12 protein-coding genes are annotated in these 12,345 nt (G+C 68.7%); all 12 read right to left on the reverse strand.

Going from position 1 to position 12,345, the window contains the following annotated elements:
- Positions 1 to 2: 2 nt before the first annotated feature.
- The gene (locus OXS49_RS00420) at positions 3 to 1,013 is read right to left on the reverse strand and encodes a phosphotransferase family protein (protein WP_267420819.1); all 1,011 of its coding nucleotides are present in this window, start codon (positions 1,011 to 1,013) and stop codon (positions 3 to 5) included.
- A 3-nt stretch (positions 1,014 to 1,016) separates the two neighbouring features.
- Positions 1,017 to 1,781: an SDR family NAD(P)-dependent oxidoreductase gene (locus OXS49_RS00425; RefSeq protein WP_267420821.1), complete on the reverse strand. Its 765-nt coding sequence runs from the start codon at positions 1,779 to 1,781 to the stop codon at positions 1,017 to 1,019.
- Position 1,782: 1 nt separating this feature from the next.
- A complete protein-coding gene (bktB, locus tag OXS49_RS00430) occupies positions 1,783 to 2,961 on the reverse strand; it encodes a beta-ketothiolase BktB (RefSeq protein ID WP_267420824.1) in 1,179 nt (392 codons plus the stop codon).
- Between the two features lie 16 nt (positions 2,962 to 2,977).
- The gene (locus tag OXS49_RS00435; protein WP_267420825.1) at positions 2,978 to 4,183 is read right to left on the reverse strand and encodes an acyl-CoA dehydrogenase family protein; all 1,206 of its coding nucleotides are present in this window, start codon (positions 4,181 to 4,183) and stop codon (positions 2,978 to 2,980) included.
- A 131-nt stretch (positions 4,184 to 4,314) separates the two neighbouring features.
- Complete coding sequence (locus OXS49_RS00440) at positions 4,315 to 4,815, reverse strand: helix-turn-helix domain-containing protein (protein ID WP_267420826.1); 501 nt, start codon at positions 4,813 to 4,815, stop codon at positions 4,315 to 4,317.
- A 316-nt stretch (positions 4,816 to 5,131) separates the two neighbouring features.
- Complete coding sequence (gene mutL, locus OXS49_RS00445) at positions 5,132 to 7,087, reverse strand: DNA mismatch repair endonuclease MutL (protein WP_267420828.1); 1,956 nt, start codon at positions 7,085 to 7,087, stop codon at positions 5,132 to 5,134.
- A 50-nt stretch (positions 7,088 to 7,137) separates the two neighbouring features.
- A complete protein-coding gene (locus OXS49_RS00450; protein WP_243921194.1) occupies positions 7,138 to 7,491 on the reverse strand; it encodes a hypothetical protein in 354 nt (117 codons plus the stop codon).
- A gap of 94 nt (positions 7,492 to 7,585) precedes the next feature.
- The gene (locus OXS49_RS00455; protein ID WP_267420829.1) at positions 7,586 to 8,572 is read right to left on the reverse strand and encodes a branched-chain amino acid ABC transporter permease; all 987 of its coding nucleotides are present in this window, start codon (positions 8,570 to 8,572) and stop codon (positions 7,586 to 7,588) included.
- A gap of 22 nt (positions 8,573 to 8,594) precedes the next feature.
- Positions 8,595 to 9,482 carry a branched-chain amino acid ABC transporter permease gene (locus OXS49_RS00460; protein ID WP_243921198.1) on the reverse strand — a complete coding sequence of 296 codons (888 nt, stop codon included), beginning with the start codon at positions 9,480 to 9,482 and terminating at the stop codon, positions 8,595 to 8,597.
- A gap of 28 nt (positions 9,483 to 9,510) precedes the next feature.
- A complete protein-coding gene (locus OXS49_RS00465) occupies positions 9,511 to 10,728 on the reverse strand; it encodes an ABC transporter substrate-binding protein (RefSeq protein ID WP_267420830.1) in 1,218 nt (405 codons plus the stop codon).
- Between the two features lie 92 nt (positions 10,729 to 10,820).
- Positions 10,821 to 11,564 carry an ABC transporter ATP-binding protein gene (locus OXS49_RS00470; RefSeq protein WP_244002883.1) on the reverse strand — a complete coding sequence of 248 codons (744 nt, stop codon included), beginning with the start codon at positions 11,562 to 11,564 and terminating at the stop codon, positions 10,821 to 10,823.
- Positions 11,557 to 12,315: an ABC transporter ATP-binding protein gene (locus tag OXS49_RS00475; protein ID WP_267420832.1), complete on the reverse strand. Its 759-nt coding sequence runs from the start codon at positions 12,313 to 12,315 to the stop codon at positions 11,557 to 11,559. The genes OXS49_RS00470 and OXS49_RS00475 overlap by 8 nt, the downstream gene beginning before the upstream one ends.
- Positions 12,316 to 12,345 lie beyond the last annotated feature (30 nt).

Here is a 12,345-nt window from a genome sequence, read left to right on the forward strand (position 1 = left end):
GCTCATTGCCACGCCGCCGGGGCCGTCGCCCGCAGGATCGCCCGTTCGAGCTCGGGCACCATCCGGCCGGTCAGGGCCAGTTCGAGGGAAAACTCGCGGCCGGAGACGTGGCGGGCGCCCTGCTCCAGGGCGATCACCGCCCAGCGCAGATGCGCCAGCACCTCCCAATAGGCCACGCTCGCGGGGTCGATCGCCCGTCCGCCCGCCTCCGCGTAACCCCGGTAGAACGCTGCGCGGGAGCCGATGCCGCCGGCTTCCAATTCGGGTCGGCCAAAGCGCCAGCAGCCGGCGCAGAACCAGCCGAGATCCTGTGCCGGATCGCCCCAACCGGCAAATTCCCAATCCAGCACGGCCGTGAGACCGTCGGCGTCGACCATGTAGTTGCCGGTTCGGAAATCCCGATGCACGAGGGTCGGCGCCGGGCACGCGGGCGCGCGAAGCTCGCCCCAACGCAGACCCCACTCGATCGCCGGGCGGCGGGCACCGATCCCGTCGAGGCTGGCGCGCAGCCGCGCGATCTCGGCCCGCGCCGGGTCCGGGTCCGGCGCACCCAGAAAGGCCAGCGATGCGGGCAGCGCCCCGGGATTGACGGCTGCGTGGATCCGCGCGAGTTCACGGCCCAGGGCTTCCGTCAGATGCTCACGGTCGCCACCGAGGGTCAGGTCCTTGGCGATACGCGGCCCGAGCCCGACGCCCTCGACGAGCCCCATCAGCGCGAACGGCCCACCGATCACCGCCGGGTCGTCGCAGAAGCCGACAGGCTCGGGCACGCGCACGCCGGCAGCCCAGACCGTCTCCAGAACACGGAACTCCTCGGCGCGGGATCGGCTCGACGCGATCGTGGCGGGCGCATCCATGCGCAGCACGAAGGCCCGCGTCTCCCCGGAGAGTTGGCAGCGGACGAGGCGATTCTCCTGGATCGAACCGCCGCCGAGCGGCCGTGTCTCCTCGATGACGAGATCCGGGCAGCCGAGATGCCCGGCGATCCAGGCGCGCAGTCGGTCCTGATTCATCCGCTACAGGCCCGAGACCAGATGGCCGCCGTCGACCGCGAGGACGCTGCCGGTCATGTAGGCGCCGGCCTCGGAGGCCAGCAGCAGGAGCGGCCCATCGAGCTCGGCCGGCTCGCCGAGCCGGCGCTGCGGCACACGCTTGATCAGCGCCTTTCCGGGCTCGGAGTCGAAGAAGGCATCGTTGAGTTCGGTCTTGATGTAGCCGGGCGCCAGGGCGTTGACCCGGATCCCATGGCGCGCCCATTCGAGGGCGAGGCTCTTGGTGAGCTGGACGACACCGGCTTTCGAGGCGGCATAGGGCGCGAGGCCGCCGGTCACGCGCAGGCCCAAGATCGACGCGATATTGACGATGCTGCCGCCGCCGTGCCGGACCATGCGCTTTCCCGTGGCTTGAGCCACCAGCCAGACGCCCTTCAGGTTCGTGTCGAGCACCGCGTCCCACTCCGCCTCGTCGAGGTCGAGGGCGGGCTTGGTCGCAGTGACGCCGGCATTGTTGATCAGCACCCGGATCGGCCCGAACCGATCCTCGGCCTCGTCCAGCGCCTGCTCGACGCTGGCGCGATCGGTCACGTCCATGACGACGGCATGGGCGTCCCCGCCCGCCGCCGTCACGGCGGCGACCGTGTCCGCAAGGGCATCGGCCCGGCGCGCGCACAGCGTCAGCCGCGCTCCGGCGCCGGCCGACGTCCCGGCGAAGTGACGGCCGAGCCCGCTGGAGGCCCCGGTCACCAGCACGTGCTGGCCGGTCAGGTCGAACAGATCCGCCATGTCAGTGCAGCCGCTCGAAGGCCACCGCGATGCCCTGCCCGCCGCCGATGCACATGGTCGCCAGCCCGTAGCGTCCGCCGGTGCGCGCCAGCTCGTAGAGGGTCTTCACGGCGATGATCGCACCGGAGGCGCCGATCGGGTGGCCGAGCGCGATGGCGCCGCCATTCGGGTTCACCCGGGCGGGGTCGAGGTCGAGGGCCCGGGAGACCGCGCAGGCCTGGGCCGCGAAGGCCTCGTTCGATTCGATCACGTCGAAATCCGCGGGCCGCAGACCTGTCCGGTCGAGCAGCCGGCGCACTGCGGGGACCGGCCCCATGCCCATCTCGGACGGGTCGACGCCCGCATGGGCGTAGCCGACGATCCGGGCCAGGGGCTTCGCGCCCGAGCGCTCGGCCTCCGCCGCACTCGACAGGACGAGGGCGGCGGCGCCGTCGTTCAGACCCGAGGCATTGCCGGCGGTGACGCTGCCGGTCTTGGAGAATGCGGGGCGCAGCTTGGCGAGGTCCGCGACGCTGGTCGGCGTGGGATGCTCGTCCGTGTCGAACGCCACCGTCTCGCGCTTGCGCTGGACCGCGACGGGCAGGATCTGATCGCGGAACCGCCCCTCTTCGATCGCCCGGGCGGCGCGGGCCTGACTCTCGGCCGCGAAGGCATCCTGCTGGTCACGGGCGATGCCGTAGCGTTCGGCGATGTTCTCCGCGGTCACGCCCATATGGCCGGCGCCGAAGGGGTCGGTCAGCACGCCGATCATGTAGTCGACCAGGGTCGCATCGCCCATGCGCTGGCCGGTGCGGCCGCTCGTCAGGATGTGCGGCGAACGGCTCATACTCTCGGCGCCGCCCGCCACCGCGATCTCGGCGTCGCCGAGCAGGATCGATTGCGCCGCCGACACGATCGCCTGCAGGCCGCTGCCACAGAGCCGGTTGACGGTGAGCGCCGGCACCTCCTGCGGGACACCGCCTTCGAGGGCGGCGACACGGGCGATGTAGGCATCCCGCGGCTCGGTCGGGATCACGTGGCCGAACACCACGTGGCCGACCCGCTCGGGCGCCGTGCCGGACCGCTTGAGCGCCTCCGCCACGCACAGCGCCCCAAGCGCGGAAGGCGGCGTGCCCGCAAGCGCGCCGCCGAAGGTGCCGATCGCGGTCCGCACCGCACCTGTGATCACGACCTCGGTCATCGTCATACGCTCTACCTCACGCGCCCACCGGCCACGACCAGAAGGCATCGCCCTCGGCTTCGAGGTTGCGGTTGAGCACCATCTTGTGGACCTCGTCGGCTCCGTCCACCAGCCGCGCCTGCCGGGCGTAGCGGTAAATCCATTCGAGCGGCGTGTCGGTGGAATAGCCCCGGGCGCCGTTGATCTGGATCGCGACGTCGGCGGCCGCGTGGATCAGATTGGCCACGTGCACCTTGGCCATCGAGACTTCCTTGCGGGCGAAGCTCCCCTGGTCGAGCGCCCAGGCGGCCTTCATCACCAGCAGGCGGCCGATCTCGATCCGCATGGCGAGATCGCCCAGCATCAGCTGGATGCTCTCGCGGTCGGCCAGCCGGATGCCGAAGCCGTGGCGCTCGCCCGCGTAGGCCCGGGCGATCTCGACGCAGCGCTTCGACAGGCCGAGCCAGCGCATGCAATGGGTCAGGCGCGCGGGGCCAAGGCGGATCTGCGTCAGCTTCAGGCCGTCGCCCTCGTTCATCAGGACGTTCTCGGCCGGGATCTCCAGCCCGTCGAACAGGAGCTCGCAATGCCCGCCATGCTCCTCCGGCCCCATGATCGGGATGCGCCGCAGGATCTCCCAGCCGGGCTGGTCCCTATGGAACAGGAACGCGGTCAGCCCTTTTCGCGCGTCGTCCGAGGTGCGGGCCATCAGGATGAAGTGGGCGGCCTCCTCGGCACCGGTGATGTACCATTTGCGACCGGTGATCACGTAGGTGTCGCCGCGCCGCTCGGCCCGGGTCTGGATCATGCCGGGATCGGAGCCACCGCCGGGATGGGGCTCGGTCATGGCGAAGGCAGACCGCACGTCGCCCGCCACGATCGGTGCGAGCCAGCGCGCTTTCTGCTCCGGGGTGGCGACCTTCTCCAGCACCATCATGTTGCCGTCGTCCGGCGCCGCCGAATTGAACACGACCGGACCGAAGATCGAGCGGTTCATCGCCTCGTAGCAGACCGCCATGCCGACCTTGTCGAGGCCGGCGCCCCCGGTCTCCGGCTTCAGCTGAAGGCACCACAGCCCCTGCTCCCGCGCCAGACCGCGCAGCCGCGCGAGTTCCGCCAGCGCGATGTTGCCGTGGCCGTCATAGGCGGACGGCTCGGATTCGAGCGGCACGATATGGGAATCCACGAAGGCCGCGATCCGCGCGCGGTATTCCTCGACGCGGGGCGAGATGGTGAAATCCATGGGTCGCGGCCTCTTGCGAATGCCTGTGCTGAGCGCGGGACGTCAATTTGATAACACTGACCAGCATTATTGCTGGGGTCATCGTCACGAAAGCGGCGCGATGAAACATCATCGTGCCCGTCTTCGGCGGTTCATGAAGCCCCAAGCGGCTTCTCAAGAACTCGGCTTACCTGATCGGGCAGATGATCGATCACGCGCAGATACCCTGACGCCGCGGGATCCGGTTTACGTCGGCCGGTTTCCCAATTTCGAATCGCCGCAACATCAAGCCCATAGCGCCAGGCGAACTGCTCCTGTGTAAGGCCCAGGCGCTCCCGAACCGCGCGGACATCAACAGCGTCCCGGGTCACGCTTGCTGCCGCGCATCCTGCCTCGGCGAGGTCAACGGCGAGTTGGCCGGGATCTTCGACCGTGGGGAGTTCCACGACAGCCCGGCCCTTCGCAAGCATCTCCTCCAAGACCCGCTTGGCCTTAAGAAGGCTCAGGCCCCGGGCGGCGAGGACCAGCGCCGCAGTGACGACCTGGACCGGCTCATGACGTGAGGCTGTTGTCAGGGAGATCACTGCGGGCGAACCGGAGCTGACCCGGGATACGTCCTGGACGGGACCCAAACGTTCGAATCGCTCCTTCAAGGACGAGTTTATCAAAGCCGGTCTCCTCGATTGCCCAGCGCGCCAAGCGCCTCAGATTTGCAGGTCCGCAAGCCTCAGCGCCACCCTCCGCGTGCATGTGAACGCCGAACAGTCTCAACGTCCGTCCCGCATCCTCGACGGCAACCTCGGCCATCAGGTGCAGCAATCCGACCGGGGTGGTGACCGTCACCGTGATGACGTCGCCGCCGGAAAGACCGTCCTCCCGAAACGCAAAGGTGACGTCCGAGCGCGACCATAGTTTTTGGTATGCCATTGGCATAGAAGATTCAAGCTCGCTCCGCGCGAACGTTCGGCGTCACCGCCGGCCGAACAGCCGCTCGATGTCCGACAGCTTCAGCGCGATCGAAGTCGGGCGGCCGTGGTTGCACTGGCCGGAATTCGGCGTCGCCTCCATTTCGCGCAGGAGCGCGTTCATCTCCTCCGGCCTCAGGCGGCGGCCGGCGCGGACCGAGCCGTGGCAGCTCATGCGCGAGAGCACCGCGTCGAGCCGCCGGCCCAGCGCACCGCCCTCCACGGCGGCTGCGCCGCCCTCCTCGTCCCCGCTCGCTTCGAGGGCGTCCAGAATGTCGGTGACGAGATCGCGCACCGACGCCCGGATCAGTGCGGCCGGCACCTCCCGGACCAGAACGGCCCCGGGCCCGAACGCCTCAATGGTCAGCCCGAGCCTGTCGAGGTCCGGCGCGGCGGCGACCAGACGGTCGGCTTCTTCGGGGCTCATCTCCACAACATCGGGGATCAGCAGCCCCTGCCGGGCGATGCCGCCCGCTGCCCGCTCGGCCTTCATCCGCTCGTAGACGAGGCGCTCGTGGGCCGCGTGCTGATCGACGATGACGAGCCCATCGCGGGTCTGGGCGAAAATGTAGGTCTCGTGAATCTGCGCCCGCGCCGCCCCGAGGGGATGGTCGATCGCCTCCGGCGCCTCTTCGAGCGTCCGGACATCCGCCTGGGGCGGGGCCGCCAAATCCGGCCCAGCGAAGGCGGCTTGGGGCTCTTCCGCGAAACCACCCGCCTCGGACAGGGTGTAGGCCGGCTCCGCGGAGCTTGGGGCCGGCGCCGGTCGCCACGCCTGTGAGCCGCGGTAGCCCGCGGGCGCTGCCACCGAGGGCGCTCCGGCCGCGAACGGGCCGGGCCGCGTGGGCTGGAACAGGCTCGGCGCGGCGAGTCCGGTATGGATCGCGAGCGCTGGCCCGGCGGGACGCAGGGCGTCGAGGGTCCGCGCCGCACCCGTGGTGGCCGAGCGGGCGCCGCCGCGGCGCAGGGCGTCGTGGATGGCGCTGACGATCAGCGCCCGTACCAGTCCCGGTTCGCGGAAGCGCACCTCGGTCTTGGCCGGATGGACGTTCACATCGACCCGTTCGGGATCGCACGTGATCACGAGACCGAGCACCGGGTGACGGTCCGAGGCCAGGGTGTCGGCATAAGCGCCCCGCACCGCCCCGAGGAGCAGCCGGTCGCGCACCGGCCGGCCGTTGACCGCGAGATGGATGTGGGTCCCAGCGCCCCGGTGGTAGGTCGGCAGGCCGATCTGGCCGGTGACCGCGAAGCCCTCGCGGGCCAGCGAGACCGGCAGGGCGTTGGCGGCGAAGTCCGGTCCCAGCACCGCGGAGAGCCGGCGCAGATCCGCCTCGGGGCCGGTCTCGGCCGGCAGGACCAGGGGCTGGGCGGCATCGGCCCGCAGGCTGAAGCGGATCCCGGGCTGCGTGACGGCGAGCCGCCGCAGGGTCTCGGCGATCGCGGCGTTCTCGGCCCGGTCGGATTTGAGGAACTTCAGCCGGGCGGGGGTTGCGGCGAACAGCTCGGTCACCTCGATCCGGGTGCCGCGCTGCGCCGGCGCCGGGCGGACCGGACCCTTCAGGCCCGCTTCGACAATCAGGCTCGCCCCCGCTTCGGCCTCCGGCGTTCGGCTGACGATGGCGAGCCGCGAGACTGCCCCGATCGAGGGCAGCGCCTCGCCGCGGAAGCCCAGCGTGTCGATCGCCGTCAGATCGCCCCCGGGGAGCTTCGATGTGGCGTGGCGTTCGACCGCGAGATCGAGGTCGTCCGGATTCATGCCGCGCCCGTCGTCGACCACGCGGATCAGCCGGCGGCCACCCGCTTCGACGGTTACCTCGATGGACCGGGCGCCGGCATCGATGGCGTTCTCGACCAGCTCCTTCACGGCCGAGGCCGGGCGCTCCACCACCTCACCCGCGGCGATGCGGTCGACGAGCACGGGGTCGAGGCGGCGGACGGAGTGGACTTGGGTGGACATCGCCGCCGACGATAGACCCTCGCCGGCTTCGATCCAATCGTCGGCGTCGCTCAGGCGCGGTGCCGCGTCCCGCCGAGGGAGATCCGGCTGGCGCCGGCGCGCGTGCCGTGGCTCGGCGCCGCGTAGGGGCGCCGGGACAGGTCGTACAGGGCATTGCCGACGACCCCGGCCGCCCGGCGCAGGGTCGCGCCCTCGCACGTCGCCGCCACCCGGACACCGACCTCATGCGTGTGGCTGCGGCCGTAGAGCCATACGGCGAGCCGGGCGCGGGTCGCCTCCGGGATCCCGTCAAGCAGGAAGGCGGTGTCTTCGTGGTCGGCTTTGATCAGGCGTCCGACGGTCTCCGGTGGGACCGGGCAGTCGTGCGCAGGATCGTCGATGCTGAGGGGACGGACCTTCGTCATGGCGGACCTGACTGCTTTGATGCGTCAGGTTCACCGGTCTTGGTTAACGAAGACTGACCAGAACCAGAAACCGACCGGCGCGCGCCGGGCCAATTTACAACGGCCGGCGCACCACACGGGCGATCAGACCTACGATCCCCTCCCGGAACAGCAGCACGCACAGCACGAAGACGCAGCCCTGGATGATCGTCACCCAGGCGCCGAACTGGGCGAGGTAGGTCTCCATGGTGACGATCACCAAAGCACCCACGATCGGCCCGAACACGGTGCCCATGCCACCGACCAGCGTCATCAGCACCACCTCGCCCGACATCGACCAGTGCACGTCTGTGAGCGAGGCGAGCTGAAACACGATCGCCTTGGTGGAGCCGGCCAAACCAGCGAGCGTGGCTGAGAGCACGAACACCGCGAGCTTGTACTGGCTCGCCCGGTAGCCCAGCGAGATCGCCCTCGGCTCGTTGTCGCGGATCGCCTTCAGCACCTGCCCGAACGGCGAATGGATGATGCGGTAGATCAGCAGCATCCCGGCCATGAAGATCACGCAGACGAGGCCGTACATCGCCCGGTCGTCCGCGAGGCTGATCACGCCGAACAGATTGCCGCGGGGCACCGCCTGGATGCCGTCCTCGCCGCCGGTGAACTTCGCCTGCAGCGAGAAGAAGAACGCCATCTGGGCGAGCGCCAGGGTGATCATCGAGAAGTAGATGCCCTGCCGTCGGATCGCCAGCGCGCCGAAGACGAGCCCGAACAGAGCCGCCGTGGCGGTCCCGCTGAGGATCGCGAGTTCGGGCGTGAAGCCGAGCTGCTTGGCCGTGTAGGCGCAGAGGTAGCTCGCCATGCCGAAATAGGCGGCGTGTCCGAAGGAGAGCAGGCCGCCGTAGCCGAGCAGCAGGTTGAAGGCGAGCGCGAACAGCGCGAAGCACAGCACCTTCATCAGGTAGACGGGGTAGAGCACCAGCGGCGCCAGGATCAGCAGCACGGCGATGCCGACGAAGATCAGGCGGTGGAGCGCCTTGTCGTCGCGGCCGGTCGCCGGCGCGGCGGCGATCGGGACGGCGTCGATGGCGGCGGTGTCGGCCATGGGTGTCGAGCCTCTTCGCGGGTCAGGCCGTGCGCCCGAACAGGCCGGCGGGTTTGACGAGCAGCACCAGCACCATGATCACGAAGATCACGGTCGCCGACGCTTCCGGGTAGAACACCTTGGTGAGCCCCTCGACGAGGCCGAGGGCGAAGCCCGTGATCACCGAGCCGATGATCGAGCCCATGCCGCCGATCACCACCACGGCGAAGACCACGATGATGATGTCGGCGCCCATATTCGGGTTCACCGAGTAGATCGGCGCGGCGAGTACGCCCGCGAAGCCCGCGAGCGCGACGCCGAATCCATAGGTCAGCGTCAGGAACAGCGGCACGTTGACTCCGAAGGCCTGGACCAGCGTCGGGTTCTCGGTGGCGGCTCGCAGATAGGCGCCGAGCTTTGTCTTCTCGATCACGAGCCACGTGGCGATGCAGACGGTGAGCGACGCCACCACCACCCAGGCCCGATAGTTCGGCAGGAACATGAACGGCAGGCGCTGGCCGCCCGACAGTTCGGGCGGGATCGCGTAGGGCAGGCCCGAGACGCCGTACTGGTTGCGGAACAGGCCCTGAATGATCAGCGCCAAGCCGAAGGTGAGCAGCAGGCCGTAGAGGTGGTCGAGCTTGTACAGCCGGGCGATCAGCAGCCGCTCCAGCACGATCCCGAAGGCACCAACCACGAGCGGCGCCAGCCCCAGCGCCCACCAATAGCCGAGCCCGACATAGGTGAGCAGCATCCAGGCCACGAACGCGCCCATCATGTAGAGCGCGCCGTGGGCGAAGTTGATGATGTTGAGGAGCCCGAAGATGATCGCGAGCCCGAGCGACAGGATCGCGTAGAACGAGCCGTTGATCAGGCCGAGCAGCAATTGCCCGAACAGGGCCTGCATCGGCACACCGAAGATCGTGGTCATGGCCGGTCTCCGCGCCCCGCTACCATGCTCAGCCCTTCACGAGGGGGCAATTGCCCTCGTTCAGCGGGCGGAAAACCTGATCGCCCGGGATGGTCTCGAGCGTCTTGTAGAGGTCCCACTCGCCTTTCGACTCGGCGGGCTTCTTGACCTCGAACAGGTACATGTCGTGGATCTTGCGCCCGTCGGCGCGGATCACGCCCTTGCCGAACAGCGGATCGTCTGTCGGCATCGCCTTCATCTTGGCGACCGTGGCCGCACCGTCGGCAGTCGATTTCGTCTCCGCCACCGCCTTCAGGTAGTGCAGCACGTCCGAGTAGACGCCGGCATGATTGGCCGTGGGCTTCGAGCCGCCCTTCATCTGTTTGGCGAAGCGGTCCGAGAAGGCACGGGTCTTGTCGTTCAGGTCCCAGTAGAACGGCTCGGTCAGCACCAGCCCCTGGGCGACCTTGGTGCCCAGCGAGTGCACGTCCGATGAGAAGACCAGCAAGCCGGCCAAAGCCTGCCCGCCCTCGGTGATGCCGAACTCGCCCGCCTGCTTGATCGAATTGATCGTGTCGGTGCCGGCATTGGCCAGCCCGATCACCTTGGCGCCCGACCCTTGCGCCTGCAGCAAGAAGGACGAGAAGTCCGAGGTCGGGAACGGCGTCTTCACCGAGCCGAGAACCTTGCCGCCGTTCTTGGTGATGACCGCGCTGGTGTCGCGCTGGAGCGTCTGGCCGAACACGTAATCGGCGGTGAGGAAGAACCACGTGGTGCCGCCGCGCTTGACCATGGCGCCGCCGGTGCCGTTGGCGAGCGCTACGGTGTCGTAGACCCAGTGGATCGTGTTCGGCGTGCATTGCGGGCCGGTGAGGTCGGCGGTGCCGGCGCCGGTGTCGATGAAGACCTTGTTCTTCTCCTTGGTGACCTGGCTGATCGCCAAAGCGACCGAGGACGTCACCCCGTCGGTGATCATGTCGACATTGTCGCGATCGTACCATTGCCGGGCGATGGCGGCGCCGACATCCGGCTTGTTCTGGTGGTCGGCCGAGACGATCTCGACCTTCAGCCCGTGCTGCTCCGGCTTGAAATCCTCGACCGCGAGCTTGGCCGCCACCACCGAGCCCTCGCCGCTGATGTCCGAATAGGCGCCCGAGCGGTCACCGAGGATGCCGATCTTCACGTTAGTCTGCGCCGCGGCGGTGCCCATCATCAGGGCGCCCGCGAGGGCGGCGAGGGTCACGGGCCGGGCGATACGTCCGAACATACGCGTTTCCATCCTCTTTCGGCGCGGCTCTATTCCGCCGGCCGGAACTCGGGGCACCGGTTCTGGCGCTTCGACAGTATTCTTGGACAGGCTTAGACGCCCAGATAGGCGTGAAGCTTGTCGATATTGGCGTCTAGCTCGGCATTGGGGATCATGTCGACCACCCGCCCCTGCTCGATCACGAAATGTCGGTCCGCCAAGGTCTGTGCGAAGCGGAAGTTCTGTTCGACCAGGATGATAGTGTATCCCTGCCCCTTCAACTGCTGGATGGTTCGGCCGATCTGCTGGACGATGACCGGCGCGAGACCTTCGGTCGGCTCGTCGAGCAGGATCAGCTTGGCGCCGGTGCGCAGGATCCGGCCGATCGCCAGCATCTGCTGCTCGCCGCCCGAGAGCTTGGTGCCCTGGCTGCCGGCCCGCTCCTTCAGGTTCGGGAACAGCGTATGGATCTCGGCCACCGTCATGCCGCCGGGCTTCACCCGCGGCGGCAGCATCAGGTTCTCGTGGACGGTCAGGCTCGCGAAGATGCCGCGCTCCTCAGGCACGTAGCCGATGCCGAGGCGGGCGATGTTGCGCGACGCCATCCGGACCGTCTCGACACCGTCGTAGACGATCGAGCCGGCGCGCTTGCCGAGGATGCCGATGATCGCCCGGAGCGTCGTGGTCTTGCCGGCGCCGTTGCGGCCGAGCAGCGTGATCACCTCTCCGGTCCGCACGTCGATGTCGATGCCGTGGAGCACGTGACTCTCGCCGTACCAGCCCTCCAGGCCGCGGACGGTGAGGAGTGCGCCGGCTGCCGCGGCGGGCGTGTATGCCTTCGCGGTCGCCTCAAGCATGTCCGGCCCCGATATAAGCCTCGATCACGCGGGAATCCTTGGAGACGGTGGCGTAATCGCCCTCGGCAAGAACCTGCCCGCGGGCCAGCACGGTGATGCGATCCGACAGGGACGCGACCACCGACAGGTTGTGCTCCACCATCAGAATGGTCCGGTCCTTCGAGACCCGACGGATGAGCTGCGCCGTGCGCTCCACGTCCTCATGGCCCATACCGGCCATCGGCTCGTCGAGGAGCAGCATCTCGGGATCGAGGGCGAGCGTGGTGGCGATCTCCAGCGCGCGTTTGCGGCCGTAGGACAGCTCGACGGCCTGCACATCCGCGAAGTCCGACAGGCCCACGGCCTCGACCAGAGCGAGCGCCTCACCGTTCAGCGCGCGCAACACCCGCTCGGCCCGCCAGAAATCGAAGGAATCGCCGCGCCGCCGCCGTTGCAGGGCGATGCGGACGTTTTCCATCACGGTCAGGTGGGGAAAGACGGCCGAGATCTGAAACGAGCGCACGAGGCCCAGCCGAGCCACGTCGGCGGCCTTCAGGCCGGTGATGTCGCGATCCTTGTAGCGGATCGTGCCGGCGGTTGGGATCAGGAACTTGGTCAGCAGGTTGAAGCAGGTGGTCTTGCCGGCCCCGTTCGGCCCGATGAGCGCGTGGATCGTCCCGCGCTCCACCTGCAACGCCACGCCGTTCACGGCGCGGAAGCCGCGGAATTCCATCGTCAGGCCGTCAGTCGCCAGGATCACGTCCCGTGCCAAGCACGTTCCTCCCAAGTTTTAATTCTTGTT

Source organism: Methylobacterium sp. GC_Met_2, assembly GCF_026540795.1.
Lineage (GTDB): Bacteria > Pseudomonadota > Alphaproteobacteria > Rhizobiales > Beijerinckiaceae > Methylobacterium.

Bases quoted from the DNA above. Each gene is read 5' to 3' on its own strand.
- OXS49_RS00450 (WP_243921194.1), bottom strand. From the start codon at position 7,491: ATGACGAAGGTCCGTCCCCTCAGCATCGACGATCCTGCGCACGACTGC.
- OXS49_RS00420 (WP_267420819.1), bottom strand. From the start codon at position 1,013: ATGAATCAGGACCGACTGCGCGCCTGGATCGCCGGGCATCTCGGCTGC.
- OXS49_RS00435 (WP_267420825.1), bottom strand. From the start codon at position 4,183: ATGGATTTCACCATCTCGCCCCGCGTCGAGGAATACCGCGCGCGGATC.
- OXS49_RS00455 (WP_267420829.1), bottom strand. From the start codon at position 8,572: ATGGCCGACACCGCCGCCATCGACGCCGTCCCGATCGCCGCCGCGCCG.
- mutL (WP_267420828.1), bottom strand. From the start codon at position 7,087: ATGTCCACCCAAGTCCACTCCGTCCGCCGCCTCGACCCCGTGCTCGTC.
- OXS49_RS00470 (WP_244002883.1), bottom strand. From the start codon at position 11,564: ATGCTTGAGGCGACCGCGAAGGCATACACGCCCGCCGCGGCAGCCGGC.
- OXS49_RS00465 (WP_267420830.1), bottom strand. From the start codon at position 10,728: ATGTTCGGACGTATCGCCCGGCCCGTGACCCTCGCCGCCCTCGCGGGC.
- bktB (WP_267420824.1), bottom strand. From the start codon at position 2,961: ATGACCGAGGTCGTGATCACAGGTGCGGTGCGGACCGCGATCGGCACC.
- OXS49_RS00460 (WP_243921198.1), bottom strand. From the start codon at position 9,482: ATGACCACGATCTTCGGTGTGCCGATGCAGGCCCTGTTCGGGCAATTG.
- OXS49_RS00425 (WP_267420821.1), bottom strand. From the start codon at position 1,781: ATGGCGGATCTGTTCGACCTGACCGGCCAGCACGTGCTGGTGACCGGG.